Below are 22,833 nucleotides of genomic sequence, written 5' to 3'. Positions count from 1 at the left end.
CGCCTCACCGCCCCACCCCCACTCCCACCCCCGCCCCCGCCCCTCCTCAGCCCAGAAGTGTCGTGAAGTCCGCTGTGCGGGCCAGTCTCTCCAGTTCGGTCAAGGCTGATGTTGCTGATGTTGCCGCCTCGGGGTCGCGGTCCCGTAGGCCGCTTGCTGTGAACTCGTCCTCGTCCAGGCGGCGGACGTCGGTGCCGTCGGCCGAGCGCCACAGGTCCAGGTCGAGATCCTCGACGACCAGTTCGGTGCCGGTCAGCACGGCCGGGCGGGCGATGTCGCAGTACCAGCCCTTCAGCACGCCCGAGGAGTCGCGGACCTCCTTCACCGCGTACCAGCGGTCCCGCCAGAAGTGCTCCGTGAACACATCACCCGGCTCGAACCGCACGAACCCGAAGTCCCGCACGCCCGCACCCGCCCAGGGTGCGCGCACGGTGAGGTGCGTGCCGTCGTCGTGGAGCAGCTCGGCCTCGTAACAGATCTTCGTGCGGCCGGACTTGACCAGCCGCACCGTCAACCGGGCGGTCGGGTCAGCCGAGTTCGCGGACATACCGCACCTCCGTCGCGCGGATCTCGTAGCCGAACCACTGGTTGACGGCGAGCATCGGTCCGTTGCCGCTGTCGTTGCCGGTCAGGGCCTCGGTGAGACCGGCGGCGCGGGCGCGGTGCAGGGAGGCGTTCTTCGCCAGCTTGGCGAGACCTCGGCCCCGGAACGCGCGGGCGGTGCCGGTCATCCCGGAGGCGTAGCGGGTGGAGCCGTCGGTGTGGGCCACGGTGAAGGCGGCGGGGCGGCCGTCGACGACCGCGACCGTGGACAACTCCCGTTCCAGCGACGGGTGTTCCCAGGTCGACCTGAGCCACGCCTCGTAGTCGGCCAACTCGGTCTCGACGTCGCTGGGTTCGTCGGACGTCGTCTCCGCGTCCAGGGCGAACAGCGGGCGGGGATCGTTCGCGAAGTCGGCGAGAGTACGCAACTCCACGCCCGGCGGCGGGGGTTGGAGCGGCGGGAGCGCGGCGGCGGTCAGGTCCAGGCGCAGGAAGTGGGCGGTGCGGCCGGAGCGGTAGCCGTGCCGTTCGGCGAACGCGCGGTCCGCGGGCGTGTCCAGCACCCAGGAGAACAGCTTCGTCGCCCCGTGCGCGATCAGGTGTTCCTCGGAGGCCCGGACCAGCCCCGTGCCCGCGCCCCGGCCCAGACGCTCCGGGTGGACGTAGACGTTGAGGTACCCCTGGCCCGGCTCGGGGCTGTCGTGCAGCAGCGCCACCTGCGACGTGCCGATCACCTCACCGTCCTCCTCCGCCACCAGGGCCCGGCGGCGGGCGGCCGGGGCAGTGCCGGTGAGGCTGTGGCGGATGGCCTCCGCCGTCCACAGTACATACGGAAGGGCCAGGTGGCGGACGTGGGCGAAGCGCTCCACATCGCCCCGGTCCTCGATGCGGAGGTCACGCACGATCAGGGTCATGAGGGCGCACGCTACGGGGCGGCCGCATCCGGATGCCTCTCATTTTCCGGCGGGTACGGGACAATCGCCGAGTGACCTTGAAGATCCACATCGATGACAGTGCGGCGCCCTACGAGCAGGTGCGGGCGCAGATCTCCGCACAGGCGCGGACCGGAACGCTGCCCGTGGGGTACCGGCTGCCGACCGTGCGGGGGCTCGCCGAGTCGCTCGGCCTGGCCGCGAACACGGTGGCCAAGGCGTACCGGGCGCTGGAGGGCGACGGGGTGATCGAGACGCGGGGGCGCAACGGCACGTTCGTCGCCGCCGCGGGGCAGGCGGCCGAGCGGGAGGCGGCGTCGGCCGCGCAGGCCTACGCGGAACGGGTACGGCGGCTCGGCCTCGACGAGGACACGGCCCTCGCGACCGTACGGGACGCCCTGCGCGCGGGGTACGGGACAGCGGGGTAGCCCGGAGGAGCAGCCCGGGGGGAGGGGAGGGGGACGGGGGACCTGGGGGCTACGGGGCCTGCGGGCCGCCCGGGTCGCCCCCCCCCGCGTCGCCTCCGAGTACTACGGGTTCCCCCTACAGGTACAGGCCCGCGTCCGTGCCCTCTCTCGGTTCGGGCAGGGAGGTCGGGGACGTGCCTCGGCGCAGGGCGAAGAGTTCGGCGAGGGTCGCGCCCTCGCGGCCCACGCCCTCCTCCGTGCCGAGCCAGGTGACCGCCTCCGGGCGGGTCAGGGGGCCGATCTCGATGCGGGCGAGGCAGCGGCCGGGACGGACGACGGCCGGGTGGAGCCGTTCCAGATCCTCGTTGGTGGTCACGCCGACCAGGACGTTGCGGCCCTGGCCGAGCAGCCCGTCCGTCAGGTTGAGCAGCCGCGACAGCGCCTGCCCCGCCGTGTGCTTGGCCTCACCCCGGATCAACTCGTCGCAGTCCTCAAGCAGGAGCAGCCGCCAACGGCCCTTGCCGGTGCTGTCGTCCTCGCCGATCGCGATGTCCATCAGATAACCGACGTCGGAGAAGAGCCGCTCGGGGTCGAGGACGCAGTCCACCTGGCACCAGTCCCGCCAGGAACGGGCCAGCGTGCGCAGCGCCGACGTCTTGCCGGTGCCCGGCGGGCCGTGCAGCAGCAGGAGCCGGCCCGCGATGTCCTCCGGGGTCGTCTTCATCAGCCGGTCCATCGCATCCGCGACCGGCGCCGTGTAGTTGGGCCGCACCTCGTCCCAGGTACCGGCGGAGATCTGCCGGGTGGTGCGGTAGGGGCCGCGCCTCGGGGAGACGTACCAGAACCCCATCGTCACGTCGTCCGGCTGGGGTTCGGGCTCGTCGGAGGCGCCCTCGGTGGCCTGGTCGAGGACGGTGCGGGCCAGCTCGGCGCTGGTCGCCGTGGCGGTGATGTCCGCGCCACGGCTCCAACGGGAGATCAGCAGCGTCCAGCCGTCGCCCTCGGCGAGCGTCGCGCTGCGGTCGTCGTCCCTGGCCACCCGGAGGACCCGGGCGCCGGGCGGCAGTAGGGTCGCCGCCGATCGCACCCGATCGATGTTCACCGCGTGGGAGTACGGCTGCTCGCCTGTCGCGAAACGGCCGAGGAACAGCGCGTCGACGATGTCGGACGGCGAGTCGCTGTCGTCGACGTTGAGCCGGATCGGCAGCACGTCGTATGGGTTCGCAGACATGCCGCCCATGATCCGGCACGAGGACGCCCCGTGCACCCCGTTTCGGTGGTGCGCCGGGCGTGTCCACCGGGCATCACGCGCCCCTTGTGCCCCATGTGCCCTCCTATGGAACGGTGCTTCCGCGACCTCTGCCCCACCCCGTCCCGGCCCGGCTACTGTTGCCCACGATGCGACGGCACGGGTGTACCGCGGAGGTCGGACAGGTGCGGCGGTGGCGGCTGGCCGCACTGCTCGGGGTGGCCGTGGCGGTCCTGGCCCTGCTGGTGACCCTGATCCACACGTTGCCCGGCGACGGCCCCGACACCGCCGGGACCTCCCGCGACGGCACCCGCGCGTACGGCACCCCGGGGTCCCCGCCCGGAGGCGACCGCCCCGAGGTCGGCTGGGGCTTCACCCACACCCAGTACAGCGCCGACGACGGTGACGACGCCGCCACCGCACGGGTCGAGCAGCGCGTCAAGGGCGTCGGGGGACTGCCGCAGGACCAGGCCATGATGGGCTGGGGCGCCGACAACCCCGAGCCGGTGAAGGGGCGTTACGACTTCGGCGCGATGGACCAGCGCATCGACTTCATCCGGAGGTCCGGCGGCATCCCCGTCGTCACCCTGTGCTGCTCCCCGGACTGGATGAAGGGCGGCACCTCCGGCGTCGGCCACACCGACTGGAGCCAGGCCGCCCTGGAGCGAGCCCCGCTGCCCGAGCACTACGCCGACTTCGCCGCGCTCGCCGCGACGGTCGCCAAGAGGTACCCGGACGTACGGCACTTCATCGTCTGGAACGAGTTCAAGGGATTCTGGAACGACGCCAGGTCCCGCTGGGACTACGAGGGTTACACCCGGCTGTACAACCTCGTGTACAAGGCGCTGAAGAAGGTCGACAAGAACATCATGGTCGGCGGCCCCTACCTCGTCATGGACAGCCTCGACCCGCGATCGAGCGACGCCTCCCCCACGTTCAAGGGGAGTTGGGGCGCGATGGACCAGCGGGTCCTGGACGCCTTCTCCTACTGGAACCGGCACAAGGCGGGCGCCGACTTCGTCGTCGTCGACGGCTCCAGCTACACCAACGACGACGAGCTGCTGCCGGACGAGTTCGCGGCGACCGACAAGTTCACCGCCGTCGGGGACTGGGTGCGGGCGCGGACCGGGGATCTGCCGCTGTGGTGGTCCGAGTACTACGTCGAGCCCGCCGACGGCGACGACCAGCGCCGGGACTGGTCCGAGACCCGCCGGGTCGCCGTCCAGGCCGCCGGTCTGATCGCCATGGTCAAGGGCGGCGCCACCTCCGGTTTCTACTGGAACCCGGAGAAGAAGAAGGGCACCGACTGCCCCGGCTGCCTGTGGACGCCGACCTACGACGCCGACGGGGGACGGGAGTTGCCCCTGTTCGGGCTGGTCTCCCGCTTCCACCAGGAGTTCCCGCCCGGCACCCGGTACGAGACGGTGACCGCCGACGACGAGGTACGCGTCCTCGCCGACGACCGCACCGCCCTCGTGGTCAACACCCGGAACCGGACGATCAGCGCGAAGGTCGACGGACAGCGCTTCGCGATGCAGGCCTACGAGGTCACGTGGCTGAAGCGGTAGGCCACTTCAGCCACTCACCCGGACAGCTCCTGCTCCGCCGTCGCGCTACTTCATCGTCAGGAACCGCAGCACCAGTGACGCCAGGAACACCGCGAGCAGGGGCAACGAGAACCAGAAACTGCCCTGCATCCAGTGGAGTCGGCGCACGCCGGGCCCGCCCGCGACCCGCACCAGCTCCCGTGCCGTCAGCAGCACGATCAGCACCAGCGCGGCGATCCCGCCCACGATCGACCACGGCGTCCAGGTGATCCGCGGCCCGATCGGACCCGGGTCCGCCTCGACCACCGCGCCCGCCGGTCGCTGCCGCAGGGTGTAGAGCGTGGCGTCGCCGTTGCCGAGGACTTTCTCCAACTCCGGCCGCCGGTCCAGGCTTTGGAGCAGCCGGGGTGCCCAGTCGGCCGGGTAGCCGATGTCCATCTCCAGGTAGGCGGCCTGGCTCGCGCCCACGATCAGATACGAGTTCGGGCCCGCGTCCCTGAGCGCCTTGACGAGCCCGGACACCAGCGCCGGGTCGCTCGGCGCCAGGGTGGGGACATAGGCGACCTTCTCCATGTCCCGCGATCCCCACGGCATCGCCGGGGTCACGTCGTTCACCGGGTCCTCGCTCAGCCACAGCAGCCGGACCGTCGGATCGTCGTGCGCGTACACGTAGTTCATCGCGGCGACCTCGCCCGGCCGGGTCCGCTCGAACGCCTCGTTTCCCAGGCGGGCCACCAGGAAACCGCCCATGAGCAGCAGCCCCACCAGCAGCGCGGCCAACGGCGCGAGGCTCACCCGGTCCTTGGCCCGCTCCTCGGGGTTGACGCCGGTGCGTGGGAACAGGGCGAGCCCGGTCAGCAGGGCGGCGCCGGGCAGCGCGAACAGGAAGACGCGCAGGGCCATTTCACCGCCGTAGGACTGCATGCCGAAGCCCAGGAACGGGACGAACGTCAGCACCAGCAGCGAGCGTTCCCGGTACCGGTGGGAGCGCCGTCGCCACCAGCCCCAGCAGGCGAACGCCATGACCGCACCGGCCAGCAGGACGCGCGCGTACAGCACCAGCTTGTGGGCCGGACTCCCGCCCTGGATACGGCCGGAGACCGACGAGGAGACGTTGCCGCCGATGCCGCCGATCCCGCCGAACAGGTCGTCGAAGTGCCCCGACCAGTACGGCTCGGCCATGAACCCCAGCCAGCCGACCACCAGGACGCCGAACAGGACGGGCAGACCGAGGAGTTCGCACCGCTTGACCAGGACCAGCACCGTCAGGACGCCCAGCATCATGAACGGGGTGAGCTGATGGGCCGGGACGCTCGCCGCGAACAGGCCGATGACCACCAGGAGCAGAACGGCCTTCTGGCGCCGGTCGGTCGGCTCGACCTCCAGCTCGCCCGGCCGCATCGCCCTCCACACCGGCCGGGGCGCCCGGAACCACACCAGCAGCATCGCCACGAACACCAGGTACAGCAGATACGTGAAGCCCTGCGGGGAGAAGTAGTCCTGGCCGACCCAACTGCTCAGCGCGAACACCCAGATGCCGGTCCAGCGGGCCCGCCAGCTCGCCCGCAGGGCACGCGCCAGCAGGAACAGCGGGGCCAGACAGGCCAGTTCGAGGAGCGTCGGCCACCAGCGGATGACCTCGGTGAGGTCCGTGACCCCGCACGCCTTCGCGACGAACGCGGCCACCGCGAAGAAGCCCGGCCAGCTCCAGCGCGCGTCCAGGTCGGGCACGGCCGACCCGGTGCGGTCGATGTAGTCGAGGAACCCGAGGTGCTGCCAGGCCGTCGGGAACCGGGGTTCCGACTCGACGACGGCGGGCAGCGCGTGCAGGGACACCACCGTCGCGACCAGCGTGACCAGCAGCAACGCCTTGTGCTCACGGCTGCGCCCGAGCAGCGCGCCGAACACCACCACGAGCAGCGCGGCCCCGGCCATCGTCGCCGGTGGCAGCACCGAGATCAGGCCGAGGCCGCCCATCCGGTCGAGGTCGGCCGCGCCGAGCCCCAGGGCCGGAACCCAGTACAGCAGCAGCGCGACGGCCAGCAGACCGGCCAGCACCGCCACGGCCCGGGACGGCCGCCGCCGTTCCCACCAGGAGCCCGGCACCCTCGGCGGCGCGAGGAACTCCTCGTTCTCCGGCGCGAGTTGGGCCTCTCCACTGGGCGCCACCGGCATTACCGTCTCGGGCGCGGGGGCCCGGTGCGGCTCGGCCCGTGGCCACAGCACGAGGGTGCCCGTCGGCGGGGTACCAGGACCCGGCCGTACGTCCGGGCGCCGTTCCGGGTGGTCGACGTCGAGGTGGACGCCGAGCGCGAGGGTGTCGCTGTCCAGCGCCCACGCCGTCCCGTGCCGACGCGGCTGCCCCGGGCCCTTCCATACGCGCAGGTCGGAGAGGTCCCCGTCGGGCGCCATGTCGTCCGGCACCGCACGCGCGGGCGCCGCCTTGAGCGTCCGCAGCAGCTTCGGGGCGGCGAGGGCGACGATGACCGCGAGGCTGGTGATCTCGGCGATCCCGGCGCCGGTCAGACCCATCCGGGGGAGCAGCAGCAGCGTCAGACCGAGCACCAGCACGCACAACAGGCCCTGCAACCAGGCGAGTCCGGCCGTGCGGCTCTGTGCCCGCAGCACCGCGAAGTACGTCTCCATCACGACCCGCAGCAGCGCGCCCACCGCGAACCAGCGCAGCAGCGGCGTCGCCGCGTCCGCGTACCCCGGGCCGAACGCGCCCAGAATCCACGGCGCCGCGACGAACAGACCGCCGCACACCGGCAGCATGATCCGTGCCATCCGCCGCAGCGCGGCACGGGTGTCGGCGGCCAGCCGCGCCGGATCGTGCGAGCCCTCCACGGTGAGCGAGGCGCCCATGTTGATGGCGAGCAGGTTGACCGTGCCGCCGATCGTGGTGGCGATGTAGAAGTACGCGTTGTCCTGGGAGCTGACCTGCGAGGCGATGATCACCGGGATCAGATAGACCACGGCGAGCGAGAACAGCGAGCCCGTGTAGTCACCGGCCAGGAACCGCCCGACCTCCTTGAGATCCGGGGGAGTTGCGTGCCCCTCGGTGGCCCGCGCGTGCCGGGGCACCAGCCGCCGGAACACCAGCCAGCCCAGCGGCACCACCGAGGTGGCGATCGCCGCGACCCACGACACGAAGACACCGGCCGCCGGGATCGCCACCGCGAAGGCGACCAGCAGCCCCAACTTCACCACGGAGAAAAGGGTGTTGCCCACCGGCACCCAGGGCGCGCTGCGCAGCCCGGTCAGCACCCCGTCCTGGAGCGTGAGCAGATTCCAGGCGACGACGGCGAGCAGGAACCCGGCCCCGCCGAGCGGCCCGTGCAGGAACCGGTACGACGGCCCCCACCGCTCCAGCGTCAGCAGGAAGATCCCCGCCGCCACCGCCACGACCAGTGAACTGCCCGCGTACGTACGGAGGATGAGCCGCCCGGTGTGCCGTCCGGCCACCGGGATAAAGCGGGCCAGCGCGCCGGTCAGCGTCACCGCCGTCAGACCCGCGAGGAACTTCATCGCGGCGATCGCGGCCGAGCCCTGACCGACCGCGCTCTCCGTGTAGGAGTGGGCGGCGGCCAGCCAGAAGCCGAGACCGAGCACGGCGGAGATGCCCGTGTTCAGCATCAGGGCATAGGCGTTGCGGAACAGCTGTCCGCTCCCGTCGGAGTGGCCGAGCCCGGGCAGCCTCAGCCGTCGCCCCGGCGGCTCGGGCGGCTGGTCCGGGGGCGGCGCGGGTGCGGTCGTGGTGGTGGTGTCAGACACGGGAACGGATGGCCTTCCGGCGGACCTGGCGTGCTCTGCGGACCAGTGCGTACCCCTGCGTGAGGGTCCGGTCCCGGACGAAGGTGCGGGCGATGGCGCGGCCCTGGAGCAGCCGCTCGAACTCCTCGATGCCGGTGCGGCGCCGCACCGTGACGCGCCGCAGCGCGTACGGGCCCTGGGCGCGGCGGGCCAGGTCGTTGCCGACGGCGAGCGCCTGCGCGTAGCCCGCCTGCCGCACGGCGAGCCGCACCCGGCGACTGGAGTAGCCGTACGGATAGGCGAACGAGGCCGGTGCGGCGCCCAGTTCACCGGCGACGACCTCCTTGCAGTGGACCAGTTCCCGCCGCAGCCGTCCCTCGTCGAGCTGGTCGAGTTGCGGGTGGGAGTGGCTGTGGCCGCCGATCTCCACCCCGGCGGCGGCCAGTTCGCGTACCTGGTCCCAGTCGAGCATGGTGTCCGGGGCGGCGCCGGTCTCGTGGGCGCCGCGCAGCCAGCCGGTGCAGACGAACAGGGTGGCGGCGAAACCGTGCCGGGCGAGCACCGGCAGCGCATGGCGGTGCACGCCCTCGTAGCCGTCGTCGAACGTGATCAGCAACGGCCGTCTGGGCAGCGCCCGTTCACCGCGCCAGCTCGCCGCGAGGTCGGCCGTGCGGATCGGCGTGAACCCCGACGCGCCGATCAGGGAGAGCTGTTCGGCGAACGACGCCGGGGTGACCGACAGACCCCGGGCGGCGTGGCTCGGGGTGGCCGCGACGGAGTGGTACATGAGGATCGGCACGGGCACGTCAGCCACCGGACACCTCCCGACGCCCACCAGGTCTCCCCGGGCTGCCGTCGGGCGACGTCGCCGCCGCCGTCGGCCGGTTCCCGATCTCCGTGACGGAGTAGGAGGCGGCGCCCCGGCGGGCCCGTGCGGTGCCGATCAGGTAGCCCGTGGCCGCCATGAGCACCCCGGCGACGATGGCGCCCGCCCGGCCCGCGCCGCCCGGTCTGGCCAGCACGGCATCGCGCAGCCCGCGGGCGACGCCGGCCGGCAGGACCCGGGTGGTGTACCGGCGTTCGGACTCAAGTCCCTTGGCAGCGCCCACACGTCGGGCCACCAGCGCCTTGGAGAGGCCCTCGGCGTAGGCGCGGGTGCGGAAGTACCGGAAACGCTCACGGGCTGCGGGCACCCGGTGGTGGATCACCGCCCGGTCGTCGATCAACAGCACGGCGTCGGGGCGTAGGTGGGTGAGGCGGATGCACAGTTCCGTCTCCTCGCCGCCCAACGGCCGCCGGTCGCCGTCGCGTCCGATGCCGGTGGCGAAACCGCCCGCCGCCTCGAACGCCGCGCGCCGGAAGGAGGCGTTGCCGCCGAGGACGTTGCGGACCCGGACCCGGCCGGGCGGCAGGCCCTTGTAGGTGCAGCCCACCACCCAGTCGAACTCCTCCGGGAACCACGCCGGTCGGCGGCCCGACGCCCAGATCGGCAGGGTCCGGCCGCCGACCGCCAGCACCCTCGGGTCGGTGTACGCGGCGGCGAGCCGGCCGAGCCAGTCGCGTTCGGCGACCGCGTCGTCGTCGAGGAAGGCGATCACCTCGCCGTGTGCGGCGGCGATACCGGTGTTGCGGCCCGAAGACAGGCCGCGCGGGCCCGCGTTGGCGAGCACGCGCACCCCATGGCCGTCGGCGCACTCCGGGTACTGGTGCGAAAGCCGTTCCAGGAGTGGGGTGTTGTGGTCGACGACGAGGAGAATCTCCAGGGCCGGACGGGACTGGGCGCGCACCGAGTCGACCGCCGCGAGGATGTCCTCCCAGCGGTCCTCGGTGTACACGCAGATCACCACGGAGAGATCAGGACCGCTCAAGACGCCTCTCCCGGTGCGGAGTCGAGCAGGGGGGAGCGGCGCACACGGCGGCGCAGGGCACGCCGGTTGGAGCGTTCCGCGAGGATGACCTTGAGGACCCGCAGCCCGTCCCGCACCGCGCGCAGATTGCTGGTGCCGTGGATGCGGAGGTACTCGTGGCTCGGGATCTCCTGGACCTTCAGGCCCGCCTTGACGACCCGGATGTTCATGAGGGTCTCGACCTCGAAGCCGGTGCAGTCGAGGTCGATCGTGTCCAGGCAGTGCCGCCAGAACGCGTTGTAGCCGTAGCACAGGTCGGTGTAACGGGCGCCGAACTTGCGGTTGACCAGGGTGCACAGCGCCCAGTTGCCGAGCTTGCGGACGAGGGTCATGTCGTCGGTGCCGCCGCCGTTGGCGAAGCGGGAGCCCTTGGCGAAGTCGGCGCCGGAGACCAGCGCGGAGACATAGGAGACGATCTCGTTGCCGTCGGCCGAGCCGTCCGCGTCGATCATCACGATGATGTCGCCGCTGCACGCCTCGAACCCGGCGATCAGCGCGTCCCCCTTGCCCCGGCCGGACTGCTCGACGACCTTGACGCGCGGCCACAGCGAGCGCGCCACCTCGACGGTGTCGTCGGTGGATTTGCCGTCCACCAGCACGACTTCATGTATCCACTCCGGCAGCGTCTTGAAGACGTACGGCAGATTCTCGGCCTCGTTCATGGCCGGGATCACCACGCTCACCGGCGGCGCGATGGCCAGGTAGGAGGAGACGGGCCGGTATTTTCCGGCGGTCGACGGTTCGTGGCCGGTGGCCGCGGGCCGCAGAACAGAACTCATAGGTCTGGTCCCTCTCGTCGGGCTGGGCCGCCCGCCCCTGGGCGGCGGCCCGGCGACATACCCGGTTCGAAAGGGGGGTTCTCACCCGTGCGGCAGGCCGGAGCGGCGCTCCGTGCGTGTCGGATGAGCTGGCAGAACTGGCCTGCTGCCCGGTGGCAGTCGGCCGCGCGGCACGGCCCGGCGACCCGTTCGGTCCCCGGGCACGGCACCCCCCTACCGCGCCTCACCCTCGGAGCCGTCGCGGTGCCCGGGCCCTCCCCTTGAGCCGCTTGACGATGGTCCGATGTGGGTGAGATGGACGACGGTATTGATGATTGAACCCGTATCGCAAGGCCTGTGTGGCAGCCTCACGTTTTAATTGGTTTGACCGTTGCACAACGTAGAAGAAGAACAAGGCTGATCGCGGTGATCGTGACGATTCCACCCTGGATCGACCAGCTGTGCAGGGTCAACATCCCTTGTGCTACCAGCATGTTGACGACGATCGCACCGGCGATCGAGGCGAGCGTGCGGCCCAGGGGCTCCAGCCCGCGCAGCAGGACCGCGAGCGCGGCGCCGGGTGCGGCGAGCAGGAAGAACAGGGTGAACGGGCCGCGCAGCGGGGAGTGCGAGCCGGTGAGCGCCAGCAGCACACCCGTCCCCCCGACGGCCGTGGCGGCGCCCGCGAGCAGCGGCGGCAGGTCATTCGGCCCCGGCCTGGCGTACCAACTGCGGTGTGCTGACGGTCTGTTGAAGCCTGTGGACTGCATGGGCGACGTGCCCCCCGAAGCGCCGGATGACGGGCTTCAATGTCGCGCAGGGCGAGAGGGCCGTCAAGACGGGGCCATCGGTTCTGCCCCGATCGCGTGGACCTGTGAACACGCGTTCCCCGGAGGCGCCGGCTGCCTCCGGGGAACGGTCGTGCGCGTGGGGTGGTGCGGGGGTTACGGGACGAGCTTGAGGAGCTTGTTCGGCGAGCCGGTGCCCACGCTGGTCAGGGCGTTCGACGTGGCGCCGTTGACCAGTGCGGTGGAGACCTGCGCCGGGGTGGCCGAGGTGTGCCCGGCGAGGTAGACGGCGGCGGCACCCGCGACGTGCGGCGCCGCCATCGACGTACCGGAGAGGGTCGCCGTCGCGGTGTCACTGGTGTGGTAGCCCGCGACGATGGACGAGCCGGGCGCGAAGATGTCCAGAACCGAACCGTAGTTTGAGTAACTGGCCTTGGCGTCCGTGTTGGTGGTCGCGCCGACGGTGATCGCGGCGGCGACCCGGGCCGGGGAGTAGGAGGAGGCGCTGGCGCCGTTGTTGCCCGCCGCGACCGCGTACGTGACGCCGCTGGCTATGGAGCTGGAGACGGCCGCGTCCAGGGTGGAGGACGCGGCGCCGCCCAGCGACATGTTGGCGACGGCCGGCGAGGTGTGGTTCTCGGTGACCCACTCGATGCCGTCGATGACCCCGGCGGTGGTGCCACCGCCGGAGTTGTCGAGCACCCGCACGCCCACGACCTTGGCCTTCTTGGCGACGCCGTAGGTGGACCCGGCGATCGTGGTGGCGACGTGGGTGCCGTGGCCGTTGCCGTCGGCGGCGTTGGTGTCGCCGTCGACCGCGTCGTAGCCGTAGGAGGCGCGGCCGCTGATCTGGGTGTGGGTGATGCGCACGCCGGTGTCGATGACGTACACCGTCACGCCGCTGCCCGCGGTGTCCGGGTAGGTGTAGGAGCCGGACAGCGGCAGCGCCGCCTGGTCGATGCGGTCGAGGCCCCAGGGGGCGCTGGACTGCGTGGTGTCGGCGAGCTGGACGCGCTGGTCCTGCTCGACCGAGGCCACCGCCGGGTCGGCCGCGAGTCTGCGGGCCTCGGTGGCGGAGAGCGTGGCGGTGTAGCCGTTCAGCACGGTGTCGAACGTCTTGCGGACCGTGCCGCCGTACTCCTGGACCAGTCCGCGTCCGGCGCTGGAGGCGGCCTTGAGGCCGGCCGACTTCTTCAGCGTGACGATGTAGCTGTCCTTGACGGCCGTGGGGGAGCCGGCGGCGAGGACCGTGCCCTCGGCCGGGGCGGCCTGGGCGGGCAGGACGGTGAGCCCGCCGACCAGGGTGGCGGTGGCCAGGCCGACCGTGGCGGCGAACCGGAGCTTGTTGCTACGCAGTGGTGCCATGAGAGGGGTCCTCCTCTAGGCGGGGCGCGCCTGGGGCGGGCGCGCACCTGTGGGGAGTGCACGCGTCGTCGCGCACACCACCTGGAACGTCGCGTTCCCGTTCAAGGTTGAGTAAAGGGTCGGCCAACTACGGGGGTAGATCAAGGGGTTGAGCCGCCGTCAACAAACCTGTCATGCCCACGTAACGGAACGCGGGGTGAACGCGCGGGGCGAACGCGCGGCGGCGGAGGATACGCGCGGGACAGCCTTGGCATGCACACTTCCGGAGTACTTCCGCATGACGCGCGTAGTTGCTACGACAGTAAGGGCAGAGATCCTGCTAAAGGGAGGTTCCATGAGACGTTCCCGAATTGCCGTCCTCGTGAGCTCACTCCTCCTCGCCGCCGGCACGGCCCTGACCGGTGCCACCGCGGCGCAGGCGTCCGAAACCGCAGCAACCGGAGGCTATGTGGCCCTCGGTGACTCCTACTCATCCGGCGTCGGAGCGGGCAGCTACATCAGCTCCAGCGGCGACTGCAAGCGCAGCACGAAGGCCTACCCCTACCTCTGGGCCGCCGCGCATTCACCCTCGACGTTCGACTTCACCGCCTGCTCGGGCGCTCGTACGAGTGATGTTCTCTCGGGCCAGCTGGGCCCGTTGAGCACCGCCACCACGCTCGTCTCGGTCAGTGTCGGCGGCAACGACGCCGGGTTCGCCGACGTCATGACGACCTGTGTCCTCCAGTCCGACAGCTCGTGCCTCTCCCGGATCGCCACCGCGCGGACCTACGTGACCAGCACCCTCCCCGGCCGACTCGACTCCGTCTACTCGGCGATCAGCGCCAAAGCCCCGTCCGCCCACGTCGTCGTGCTCGGCTACCCCCGCTTCTACAAGCTCGGCACCACCTGTGTCGGGCTCTCCGCCGCCAAGCGCACGGCGATCAACGCCGCAGCCGACCTCCTCAACACCACCACCGCGAAGGCCGCCGCCAACCACGGCTTCAGCTTCGGTGACGTCCGCGCCCCCTACACCGGCCACGAACTGTGCTCCGGCAGTGCCTGGTTGCACAGCCTCAACCTGCTGAACGTCGGCGAGTCCTACCACCCGACCGCGGCCGGCCAGTCGGGCGGCTACCTGCCCGTCCTCACCAACGCGGCCTGACCGTCAGGGCGTTGCGGACGAGGTGTCCGTGGGGGAGGCCCCGTCCGACGGGGTCTCCTGCCCGCACCTCACCGGCCGCGATGTCGTCCACCACCTCCGAACTCCCCCTGTCACGAGGCGGGTTGCCCGGATGAGGGCGCAGCAGCACGTACGTCAGTCCACCGAGGGCGAGCGCCAGGAGCAGCACACCCACGATCAGCGCACCTGAGCCTCGGTGCTCGCGGCCCGGCGCTCTCCCCTGCGGTCTCTCCGGCGCTCTCCTCGGAGGGCGAGGCGGGGCGTCGGGGGCGCGGGCGGGCCGCCGCACCGGTGGGTCAGGTGCCGGGTGCCTGGTGGCCGTCGGGGCGATGCCGTGCGGGTGCGCGCGAGGTGTGGCGCCCGCCGCGACATGGCGCAGCTCCTGCTCGGCCCGTTCCGCGGACGGCCGTTGACCCGGTTCCTTGCGCAGCAGCGCCGCGACGACGGGTGCCAGCGGACCGGCTCGGCGGGGTGGCGGCAACTCCTCGTCGACGATCGCGCGCAGGGTGTGGAGAGGAGTGTCGTGCCGGAACGGCGAGACGCCCTCGACGGCCGCGTACAGCAGCACGCCGAGCGCCCACAGGTCCGACTCGGGGCCCGGGGTGCGGCCCAACGCCCGTTCCGGCGACAGGAATTCGGGCGAGCCGATGACCTCGCCGACCCTCGTCAGCGCCGAACTCCCCTCGACCTGGGCGATCCCGAAGTCGGTGAGGACCACGCGGCCGTCGTTCGACAGCAGCACGTTGGCCGGTTTCACGTCCCGGTGCAGCACCCCGGCCGCGTGCGCCGACCGCAGCGCGGCCAGCACCTCGGCGCCGATGTACGCGGCCCGCTCCGGCGCCAACGGGCCCTCGGCGTCGAGGAGTTCGGCCAGCGAGATGCCCCGCACCCACTCCATGACGATCCACGGGCGGCCGCCCTCGGTGACGACGTCGTACACCGTCACCACATTGCGGTCGGTGATCCGCGCCGCCGCCCACGCCTCCCGCTCCAGACGTAGGTACAGACGCTCCATCTCCTGGGCGGCGAGCCCGGCGGGCGGGCGCACCTCCTTGACGGCGACCTCACGGTGCAGCACCTCGTCACGGGCCCGCCACACGGCTCCCATCCCGCCCTCGCCGAGCGGGGCCAGGAGCCGGTAGCGGCCCGCGACCAGACGTTCACTGCCCGGCTCTTCGGACACGGGGTCCCTCCGTCACGGCCGTCCCTTCCACTCCACTCCATACGGTCTCTCGGCAGATACGGCTCAACTGAACGCCGTCGCAACGCCCTTGAGCACCAGGCCGACCCCGACCGCCACGACCAGCGACGCCGACAGCAGCGGCACCGACCTGCGGACCAGCAGCGCGGTGGGGCGAGCCGTCCAGCCGGGGCGCCGGTCCAGCACCCGGTTCATCCCGGTGCCGACCTTCACGACGGCGATCCCGGCGGCGGTGAGGGTCAGGGCCAGGCCGACGCCGTACCCCACGACCAACAGCAGCCCGAACCACGCCTTCCCGAGCGCCGCCGCGCCCACCAGCACGACGACGGCCGACGGACTGGGCACCAGCCCCCCGGCGAACCCGAGCAGGATCGTGCCCCGCAGCGTGGGGGCGATGGGGTGCGAGTGGGTGACACCACCGTGGGTGTGGACGTGGGCCGAGGTGTGGTCGTGGGGGTGGTGGTGCTCGTGGGAGTGGGTGATGTGGCCGCCGTGAGGTGAGGATGCTGTCGCCTGGGCGGTGGGTGCCGTGGCGGTGGGCGCCGGGGCGTGCGCGGAGGCCAGGACCAGGGCGCGTTCCGGGGCCCTTTCGGCGTGGGGATCGGTCTCGTGCGGATGTATAGGCGCAGGGGCATGCGGGTGCGGGTGGCCGTGCCCATGGTGCCCATGGTGCCCATGGTGCGCGTGGCCGTTGCGCCAGGCTCTGCGGGCGAGGGTGAGGCCTGCCGCGATGACCAGGGCGCCGCTCGCCGTGCCGAGCCAGGTGATGACCGAGGGGGCCGCCGCTGAACCCGCTGTGACCAGGAGGCCGAGGGCGACCACGCCCAGGGTGTGGGTGACGGTCACCGACGCGGCCAGCGGCAGGACGTCCTTGAGGCGGGCCCTGCCACCCCGGGCCGCCGCCGTCGCGGCCATCAGGGTCTTGCCGTGGCCCGGGGCGAGCGCGTGCGCCGCGCCCAGGGCGACGGCGATGAGCAGCGCGAGGGCGGCGAATCCCAGGGTGAGGTCGTGGCGCGCGACCAGCGACTCCAGGGCGCGGGTCCAGCGGTCGGCGCCACGCGGCAGAACGGCGGCTGCCGGGGCGTTCTGCCGAGGCTCGGCCAGCGCCGGGCCGCCCGGCCGTATCCGCAGCGACGCGGACGCCGCATCGGCGGGGGAGGCGAGCAACTCCGTCGGGTAGCTGGTCAGTTCACGGGAGACGGAGGTCTTCGGCACGTCCGACGCGGTGAGCGTCATCCGGTCGCCGCGTGCCGTGATCTCCCGCCAGCCGGGGCCGGTCGAGGCGCCCGCGCCGTGGAAGCGGACGTCGACGGTGGCGTCGCTCGGCAGCGGGGCGGTCAGCGCGCACCGGACGCGCAGGGTGTCCAGACCGGCCTGCCCCGGCCGGACCCGGGCCGTGCTGCTGCGGACGGTGAGGGCGGACTCCCGTCCGTCAACGGTGACATGGGCGTCGTCGGCTGCCGCAGCGCACCGTGCGCGGGCCCACGCGGTCAGGCCGAGCCGCTTGACGGCGGGGGCGGCCTGCGTCGCCGGGATCTCGGCGAGGTCCTCGACGTGGTCGACGCGGAGGGTGCCGGGGGCGGCGATGAGACCGTCGTAGCGGTTGACGGTGAAGTTGCCGAGGGGGTGGGCGCTCGCGTCGGCGGCAGGGGCGAGCAGGAGCGCGCAGACGGCGGCGGAGACGGCCGCGCCGAAGGTCAACAGGCGGTGCGGGGAGGTCACTTGGCGGCCTCCAGCACCTTGCGGGCCTGGCGGGCGCCGAGCGGGGAGAAGCCGGGGTTCAGCTTCAGGGCCGCCCGCAGGGAGGCGAGGCCGTCGCGCTCATGGCCGGTGGCCCGCTCGATCATGCCCCGGTGATAGAGGAACGCGGCGTTGCGGTACCCGGTCGCGGTGGCCTCGCGCGCGTGCGAAAGGGCCTGTGCGTCACGGCCGTTGACGTGCAGGGCCCACGCGAGGGCGTCGGCGGTGTGCACGGTGTGACGGCGGGCGTACTCGGCGCGGGCCGCCCGCAGCGCCGACGCCCGGTCCCCGTGGTCGGCCGCGGCGAGGGCGGTGTCGAGATCGACGTCGACGCCGCCCGCACGGGCCAGCGCGGTCCACGCGTCGACCAGGGCGTACTGGTCGGCGGCCTTCGCCGCGTCGCCGTCGGCGCCCCTGGCCTCGTACAACTCGCCGAGTGCGACGAGCGGGCCCGGGAGCGGATAGCGGGCGACGACCTGTTCCATGCCCTTGATGGCCTCGGCGCGGTCGCCGTGCGCGGCCTGGGCGCGGGCGCGGCCCTCCAGCGCGGGGAGGTAGTCCTCGTCGGCGGCGAGGGCGCGGGCGTAGTCGTCGAGGGCGGTGGTGTAGTCGCCCTGGTTCCAGGCGAGTTGGCCGAGCTGGGCGGCCACGTAGGCGCGGTCGCCTGCGGCGGTGGCGCTCGCGAGGGCCTGCTCCAGGACCCGGCGGGCGGTCCGCACATCGCCGCGCAGTTCGTGGACGTAGGCGTAGCGGGTGAAGACGGGGATGCCGGGGCGCCGGGTGTCGGCGGTGTCGGCGGCCTTCGACGCGTCGGCGTAGCGCCCGAGTTCGACGAGCGCGTCGACCCGCGAGGACAGGGCACGCTCGCTGTACGGGTTCTCCTTCAGCACCCGGTCCGCGTAGTCCAGCGCCCGGTCGAACTGGTGCCGGGCGGCGGCCAGGGCGGCCCGGCCGGTGAGGGCCTGCTCATTGCCGGGCCGGACGTCGAGCGAACGCTTCAACGCCCGCTCGGCCTGCGGGTAGCGGGACGGGTCGCCCTGGGTGCGCGCCTGCTCGACGTAGGCAAGCCCGAGCGTGGCCCAGCCGCCGAAGTCCCGTGGCTGTGACCGCAGATGGGCTTGCAGGGCGGTGATGCTCGCGTCGAGGTCGGCACTGTTCACCAGCGCCGGGGACACCGCGTCCGGCGCTGCGGCGACAGCACGCCCGCCGCCGTCCCGCAACACCCCCACGGCAAGGGAACCGGCGGTGAGCGCGAGCGCCAACAGCAGCGCCGAGCCGCCGAGTTGAAGGGCCCGCGCCCGACGGCCGACGGTGACCCGCTGCTCGGGTCCGACGGCCAGGGAACCGGAGTCCCGCTCATCGGGCGTGCCCGGCAGCGGAGTTGACGCCGTCGCCGTCGCCGTCGCCTCGGTGGACGCCGGCCCGGCGGTGTGGTCGCCCCGCTCCGGATCGTCGACCTTCCTCGGGTGGTCGACCGACTCCGGGTCGGCGTCCCTCGTCGGATCGGCGTCCCTCTCAAGGTCGGCGTCCCTCGTCGGGTCGGTGGCGTTCTCGCGCGGGCCCATGCCCTCTCCTCGGCTCCTGGTCGATACGGGTGCGTCGATACGGGTGCGTCGATGCGTGTGCGGGGTGCTGGGGGCGCGGCCCGCGCCGTGGGGGAACGGAATCGAGCGGGCCGCGCCGGTCGTGGGGCCGCCGGATCAGTACCGGCGGCGCATCCGCAGCCACCACAGCAGGCCGCCGCCGATCAGGGCGATACCGGCCGCACCGGCGCCCGCGGACGCCGTGATCAGCCCCATGTTCCCGGTGCCGGACGTACCGGCCGGCTGGAGCGCGTCGCCGAGCTGGCTGCGGACGTCGTTGTCGCCGCTGACCCCCTTGGCCCGCGCACCGCGCGAACCCGCCGTCGGATTGGCCAGATACGGGAAGGACTTGCCGAACGTCTTGTCGTTCTTGTCGACCGCGTCGCCCAAGTCGTTCTTGGCGCCGACCAGTTCACCTTCGACCACCTGGAGCGCGGCGTCGATCACGTCGTCCGTGAGCCGACGGCCGTTCGGGAAGCCCGCGTTGTCGCCGTCGAGGACACCGAGCCGCTTGGGGCTGTGCGCCGGTGCGATCGAGGTGTTGAGGCGGAGCTGCTCCGAAGGGGTCACCTTCGGGGGCTGGTTGAGGCCCTCGACGCCCTTCAGGAACACATCGACCAGGTCGTCACGCGGCTCGGCGGGCGCCTCGATCTTGTAGATCTGCTCGATGAGCTTCGGCAGCTCCGGATGCGTCACGTTCTCCAGGAACTGCGCGTCGTCCTTCGGCTCGGACGCGTTGAACGTGTCCTTGTCCTTCAGCGGGTTGACGACCTCGTTCACCAACGGGTTGCCCAGGCGCGACACCTGCGCGTAATAACCCTGCGCGTTGCGGCGCTGCGTCGTCGACCAGATGCCGACGATCGGCTGGTCCTTCGACTCCGTGATCATGTCGGTCGGCAGTTGCAGGGCGATGGAGTTGACGTTGTAGCCCTTGAGGGTGTCCCGGCCGACCTCCGAGAGGTCCCCGCCGTACAGCAGGTCGAAGACGCGCAGGTCCAGGAAGAACGGGTCGTCGGCCTGGCCCGCGAAGGTCTGGGCGCCGTTGGGCAGCTTGTAGATCGCCTCCTTGCGCAGCGCGTCGTAGTCGGGCATCGACGCCTTGCCGACGTTCGACGGCGCCACCGGCACGTTGTCGGCGACCTTCGTCCTCGACATCTCCTTCCCGCCGTGCAGCTTGATCAGCTCCAGGTCGTAGGTCTGCGTGATGTTGAGATCGGGGTCGTCGAGGCTGGTGACGGGACCCGTGTTGTAGAGGAACGTCTTCTCGTTCTTGGTATGCGTCGTGAACGTGTACCGCAGGAGCAACTCCCCTTCCGCGTCACCGTTGTTGTCGATGTGCAGGTCGTACTGGGCGTCGTCCGCGAACGTGAAGAAGTTCGGACCGCCGGCCGGGTCCTCGAACGGAATCCAGTTCGCGATGATCGTCGTGGTGTCCGGCTTGTCCGGGCTGACGAACGCGTACACGTCCGTGTTGTCGTACTGCGGCTGCCCCGAGATCAGCGGGGCCTCCCGGTGACTGGAGGCGACAGCCGCCCCCGGCTCCAGCGCGGCCACGCCGGCGGCGGCGAGCCCGCCCGCCGCCAGTGCGCCGCATACGAGGGTCGCGAGGCTCCTGCGCCCCGCACCGCTGATCGAGTGAGGTGTCATCCCGTCCGTCCTCCGTGCCGACTTGCTTGACGAACGGGGATTCGGAGAGCCGCACGGCCCGGATTGGTCGAACCCGAAAACTTTTTTCTTCCCTCCCCGACCCGCGTTTTCGGCCCGTAGATCCGTAACTCCCCAGGGAGGTGGGTGTGTTGCGGATGCCTGGGGTGGCGGGACGGTCCGGATGCGGCGGCCGGCGGGAGGGGGACCGAGAGGAGGCGGACGTCCTGCTGATGCGCGTCGCGGGCGGCGACCAGACGGCGTTCGAGTCGCTCTACGGGCTCGTCTCGGGGCCGGTCTTCGGACTCGTACGGCGCGTGCTGCGCGACCCCGCCCAGTCGGAGGAGGTGGCCCAGGAGGTGCTGCTCGAACTCTGGCGCTCCGCAGGCAAGTTCGACCCCGGCCGGGGCAGCGCCCTGTCCTGGGTGCTCACCCTCGCCCACCGGCGCGCCGTCGACCGCGTGCGCAGCGCCCGCGCCGCCGGGGAACGCGAACAGCGCGAGGCACACCGCTCCCACAGCCCCGCCTTCGACCAGGTCTCCGAGGAGGTCGAAGCGGGCCTCGAACGCGAATGGGTGCGCCGCTGCCTGACCCGGCTCACCACCCTCCAGCGCCAGTCCGTCACCCTCGCGTACTACGACGGCTACACCTACCGCGAGGTCGCCGAACGCCTCTCGCTGCCGCTGGGCACCGTCAAGACCCGGATGCGCGACGGGCTCACCCGGCTGCGGGACTGCCTGGGAGGCGCCGCGTGAGCCTCTTCGACCGCCTCCTCGGCCGCGCCGACCTGCACTCCCTCGCCGCCCCCTACGCCCTCGACGCCCTGGAACCCGCCGAACGGGTCCGCTTCGAGAAGCACCTCGCCCGCTGCACCGCGTGCGCCGCCGAGGTCCGGGTGCTGGCCGAGGACGCGGTCCGGCTCGCCTGGTCCGCCGCCGCACCGGCGCCCGCCGCGCTGCGCGACCGCGTTCTGGCCGCCGTGCGCGCCACTCCGCAGGAGCCCGCCCCGGCGCGCGGGCGCAAGGCCCAGCTCCCGCCGCACGTCTGGGGCGCGCAGCCCCCGCCAGGACGCGCCCGCGCACCCCGGACGACCCGGACGACCCGGACACCCCGGACGACCCGGACACCCCGGATGATCCGGACACCCCGTACGACCCGTACATCCCGTTCGTCCCGCGAACGACGGCCGCTCTTCGTGCCGTTCGCCACCGCCACGGCCGCCGCAGCCCTCGTCGTCGCCTCCCTCTTCGCCGTCCAGGCCGACCGCACCCAGCGGGAACTGGACTCCGCGCGCGCCCAGTCGCGTGACATCGCCCACGTTCTCGCCGCCCCCGACGCCCGCGCCGACGCCGGCCAGGACGCCCAGGGGCGCGGCATCACCGTCATTGCCTCCGCCTCCGAGGGCGACGCGATCGTCACCCTCAGCGGGTACGACGACCTCGACGGCGGACGCGTCCACCAACTCTGGCTCATGCGCCCCGACACCCGGCCCCGGTCGCTCGGCCTCTTCCGGGGCGGCGACACGCCCTTGGTCGTGGCCGACCTCGAAAAGTCAGCTACCTCACTCGCTGTGACCGTCGAGCCGGACGGCGGCTCGCCCCAGCCCACAAGTCAGCCGATTGTCCAACTCGCCCTGAAATCGCTTGGATTCGGAGAGTAATCAAGGAGGAGTCGTCAACACCCCTGCGGGGAAGGTGAATCCTGTGACCGAGATACACGGGTGCCTCGCAGGGGCGATAGGGTTACCCTGCCCGGGCCGGGTGGACTCGTACGGGTGGGGAGTGACATGGAACAGATAACACGCAGCAGGGCCAGGGTCCCTGCGATCAGCTGCGGAAGCGGTGCGACCAAAGCGCGCCTCGACCGCCATCTCGCGGTGCTGGCTGGTCCTGCCGTCCCTCAGCGGGAGGCGGAGGAAGCCACGTTGCTCATGCGGGAGCTGACCGCGCGCAGAACCGTGCAGAACCGTAGTGATCGGGGTGTTCGGGTGCGGCGGGTGTCGCTCTTCGCGCCGTTGCGGCGGCTGAGTCGTTCGCTCTTCGGCGGGCGCTGAGCCGGTAGCCCCTCTTTCCGTCTCCGTACGTAGCACTCCGCCCGCGTTCGTGCACTGAGACGTGACGTGGCCTCCGTTCGACGTGGTCTGTCGTGCGGGGGTTTGCGTTTGCCGTGAGTCGGCCCCCTACTTTTCGCGCCGTGCGCCGCAGGATCTTCCTGCCGGGTGCGGCGCCGTCGTGGTTTTGTGCCCACGCGGCGGAGC

The 22,833-nt window shown here is 72.1% G+C and carries 18 protein-coding genes and 1 pseudogene; 6 read left to right on the top strand and 13 right to left on the bottom strand.

Annotated elements, in window-relative coordinates; genetic code table 11:
* Positions 1–46: 46 nt before the first annotated feature.
* Both ACIQOU_RS24290 and ACIQOU_RS24285 read right to left on the bottom strand, forming a co-directional pair.
* Entirely contained in the window at positions 47–547 is a 501-nt protein-coding gene (locus tag ACIQOU_RS24290; RefSeq protein WP_401538904.1) for a DUF402 domain-containing protein, read from the bottom strand.
* Positions 528–1,457 carry a GNAT family N-acetyltransferase gene (locus ACIQOU_RS24285; protein WP_401538903.1) on the bottom strand — a complete coding sequence of 310 codons (930 nt, stop codon included), beginning with the start codon at positions 1,455–1,457 and terminating at the stop codon, positions 528–530. The genes ACIQOU_RS24290 and ACIQOU_RS24285 overlap by 20 nt, the downstream gene beginning before the upstream one ends.
* Before the next feature lie 71 nt (positions 1,458–1,528).
* On the opposite strand from ACIQOU_RS24285, the gene ACIQOU_RS24280 reads away from it, so the two are divergent.
* Positions 1,529–1,903: a GntR family transcriptional regulator gene (locus tag ACIQOU_RS24280; protein ID WP_401538902.1), complete on the top strand. Its 375-nt coding sequence runs from the start codon at positions 1,529–1,531 to the stop codon at positions 1,901–1,903.
* A 115-nt stretch (positions 1,904–2,018) separates the two neighbouring features.
* On the opposite strand, the gene ACIQOU_RS24275 is transcribed toward ACIQOU_RS24280, so the two are convergent.
* Complete coding sequence (locus ACIQOU_RS24275) at positions 2,019–3,113, bottom strand: DUF5925 domain-containing protein (protein ID WP_401538901.1); 1,095 nt, start codon at positions 3,111–3,113, stop codon at positions 2,019–2,021.
* Between the two features lie 167 nt (positions 3,114–3,280).
* Between ACIQOU_RS24275 and ACIQOU_RS24270 the strand changes: the two genes are divergently transcribed.
* Entirely contained in the window at positions 3,281–4,699 is a 1,419-nt protein-coding gene (locus ACIQOU_RS24270) for a xylan 1,4-beta-xylosidase (RefSeq protein WP_401538900.1), read from the top strand.
* A 45-nt stretch (positions 4,700–4,744) separates the two neighbouring features.
* Here the strand turns inward: ACIQOU_RS24270 and ACIQOU_RS24265 are convergent, their stop codons facing one another.
* From ACIQOU_RS24265 to ACIQOU_RS24240, 6 genes are all read right to left on the bottom strand, one after another.
* Positions 4,745–8,452 carry a lipopolysaccharide biosynthesis protein gene (locus ACIQOU_RS24265; protein ID WP_401538899.1) on the bottom strand — a complete coding sequence of 1,236 codons (3,708 nt, stop codon included), beginning with the start codon at positions 8,450–8,452 and terminating at the stop codon, positions 4,745–4,747.
* Positions 8,445–9,218 (bottom strand): polysaccharide deacetylase family protein, encoded by a 774-nt coding sequence (locus ACIQOU_RS24260; protein WP_401539031.1) that lies wholly within the window; start codon positions 9,216–9,218, stop codon positions 8,445–8,447. Before ACIQOU_RS24260 ends, ACIQOU_RS24265 begins: the two co-directional genes overlap by 8 nt.
* A gap of 19 nt (positions 9,219–9,237) precedes the next feature.
* Positions 9,238–10,299, bottom strand: a complete 1,062-nt coding sequence (locus ACIQOU_RS24255; protein ID WP_401538898.1) for a glycosyltransferase family 2 protein — start codon at positions 10,297–10,299, stop codon at positions 9,238–9,240.
* Positions 10,296–11,117: a glycosyltransferase family 2 protein gene (locus tag ACIQOU_RS24250; protein WP_401538897.1), complete on the bottom strand. Its 822-nt coding sequence runs from the start codon at positions 11,115–11,117 to the stop codon at positions 10,296–10,298. The genes ACIQOU_RS24255 and ACIQOU_RS24250 overlap by 4 nt, the downstream gene beginning before the upstream one ends.
* 347 nt (positions 11,118–11,464) lie before the next feature.
* Entirely contained in the window at positions 11,465–11,866 is a 402-nt protein-coding gene (locus tag ACIQOU_RS24245; RefSeq protein ID WP_401538896.1) for a hypothetical protein, read from the bottom strand.
* A 174-nt stretch (positions 11,867–12,040) separates the two neighbouring features.
* The gene (locus ACIQOU_RS24240; RefSeq protein WP_401538895.1) at positions 12,041–13,249 is read right to left on the bottom strand and encodes a S8 family peptidase; all 1,209 of its coding nucleotides are present in this window, start codon (positions 13,247–13,249) and stop codon (positions 12,041–12,043) included.
* Between the two features lie 334 nt (positions 13,250–13,583).
* Here ACIQOU_RS24240 and ACIQOU_RS24235 point away from each other — a divergent pair, with 334 nt between their 5' ends.
* A complete protein-coding gene (locus ACIQOU_RS24235) occupies positions 13,584–14,390 on the top strand; it encodes an SGNH/GDSL hydrolase family protein (RefSeq protein ID WP_401538894.1) in 807 nt (268 codons plus the stop codon).
* 360 nt (positions 14,391–14,750) lie between these two features.
* Here the strand turns inward: ACIQOU_RS24235 and ACIQOU_RS24230 are convergent.
* The 4 genes and pseudogenes from ACIQOU_RS24230 to ACIQOU_RS24215 all read right to left on the bottom strand — a co-directional run.
* Positions 14,751–15,591 (bottom strand): annotated as a pseudogene (locus ACIQOU_RS24230) (serine/threonine-protein kinase); the annotation flags it as partial.
* A gap of 63 nt (positions 15,592–15,654) precedes the next feature.
* On the bottom strand, positions 15,655–17,331 hold the full coding sequence (locus ACIQOU_RS24225) for a nickel transporter (protein ID WP_401538893.1): 1,677 nt from the start codon (positions 17,329–17,331) through the stop codon (positions 15,655–15,657).
* Entirely contained in the window at positions 17,328–18,914 is a 1,587-nt protein-coding gene (locus ACIQOU_RS24220) for a tetratricopeptide repeat protein (protein ID WP_401538892.1), read from the bottom strand. Before ACIQOU_RS24220 ends, ACIQOU_RS24225 begins: the two co-directional genes overlap by 4 nt.
* Positions 18,915–19,049: 135 nt before the next feature.
* On the bottom strand, positions 19,050–20,579 hold the full coding sequence (locus ACIQOU_RS24215) for a DUF4331 domain-containing protein (protein WP_401538891.1): 1,530 nt from the start codon (positions 20,577–20,579) through the stop codon (positions 19,050–19,052).
* 155 nt (positions 20,580–20,734) lie between these two features.
* Here ACIQOU_RS24215 and ACIQOU_RS24210 point away from each other — a divergent pair, with 155 nt between their 5' ends.
* The 3 genes from ACIQOU_RS24210 (at position 20,735) to ACIQOU_RS24200 (ending at position 22,629) form a co-directional block, all read left to right on the top strand.
* Entirely contained in the window at positions 20,735–21,331 is a 597-nt protein-coding gene (locus ACIQOU_RS24210) for a sigma-70 family RNA polymerase sigma factor (protein ID WP_401539029.1), read from the top strand.
* Positions 21,328–22,236 (top strand): anti-sigma factor domain-containing protein, encoded by a 909-nt coding sequence (locus ACIQOU_RS24205; RefSeq protein ID WP_401538890.1) that lies wholly within the window; start codon positions 21,328–21,330, stop codon positions 22,234–22,236. Before ACIQOU_RS24210 ends, ACIQOU_RS24205 begins: the two co-directional genes overlap by 4 nt.
* A 126-nt stretch (positions 22,237–22,362) precedes the next feature.
* Positions 22,363–22,629: a hypothetical protein gene (locus ACIQOU_RS24200; protein WP_401538889.1), complete on the top strand. Its 267-nt coding sequence runs from the start codon at positions 22,363–22,365 to the stop codon at positions 22,627–22,629.
* Positions 22,630–22,833: the final 204 nt, after the last annotated feature.

It is taken from the genome of Streptomyces sp. NPDC091279, assembly GCF_044757465.1.
Taxonomy (GTDB): Bacteria; Actinomycetota; Actinomycetes; order Streptomycetales; family Streptomycetaceae; genus Streptomyces.
This window is presented reverse-complemented; position numbering and strand designations above follow the sequence as displayed.

Excerpts from the sequence above, each read along its gene's own strand:
- ACIQOU_RS24275 (WP_401538901.1), bottom strand. The coding sequence starts at position 3,113 with ATGTCTGCGAACCCATACGACGTGCTGCCGATCCGGCTCAACGTCGAC.
- ACIQOU_RS24200 (WP_401538889.1), top strand. The coding sequence starts at position 22,363 with ATGGAACAGATAACACGCAGCAGGGCCAGGGTCCCTGCGATCAGCTGC.
- ACIQOU_RS24215 (WP_401538891.1), bottom strand. The coding sequence starts at position 20,579 with ATGACACCTCACTCGATCAGCGGTGCGGGGCGCAGGAGCCTCGCGACC.
- ACIQOU_RS24285 (WP_401538903.1), bottom strand. The coding sequence starts at position 1,457 with ATGACCCTGATCGTGCGTGACCTCCGCATCGAGGACCGGGGCGATGTG.
- ACIQOU_RS24270 (WP_401538900.1), top strand. The coding sequence starts at position 3,281 with ATGCGACGGCACGGGTGTACCGCGGAGGTCGGACAGGTGCGGCGGTGG.
- ACIQOU_RS24220 (WP_401538892.1), bottom strand. The coding sequence starts at position 18,914 with ATGGGCCCGCGCGAGAACGCCACCGACCCGACGAGGGACGCCGACCTT.
- ACIQOU_RS24240 (WP_401538895.1), bottom strand. The coding sequence starts at position 13,249 with ATGGCACCACTGCGTAGCAACAAGCTCCGGTTCGCCGCCACGGTCGGC.
- ACIQOU_RS24210 (WP_401539029.1), top strand. The coding sequence starts at position 20,735 with ATGCCTGGGGTGGCGGGACGGTCCGGATGCGGCGGCCGGCGGGAGGGG.
- ACIQOU_RS24290 (WP_401538904.1), bottom strand. The coding sequence starts at position 547 with ATGTCCGCGAACTCGGCTGACCCGACCGCCCGGTTGACGGTGCGGCTG.
- ACIQOU_RS24260 (WP_401539031.1), bottom strand. The coding sequence starts at position 9,218 with ATGTACCACTCCGTCGCGGCCACCCCGAGCCACGCCGCCCGGGGTCTG.
- ACIQOU_RS24245 (WP_401538896.1), bottom strand. The coding sequence starts at position 11,866 with ATGCAGTCCACAGGCTTCAACAGACCGTCAGCACACCGCAGTTGGTAC.
- ACIQOU_RS24235 (WP_401538894.1), top strand. The coding sequence starts at position 13,584 with ATGAGACGTTCCCGAATTGCCGTCCTCGTGAGCTCACTCCTCCTCGCC.
- ACIQOU_RS24250 (WP_401538897.1), bottom strand. The coding sequence starts at position 11,117 with ATGAGTTCTGTTCTGCGGCCCGCGGCCACCGGCCACGAACCGTCGACC.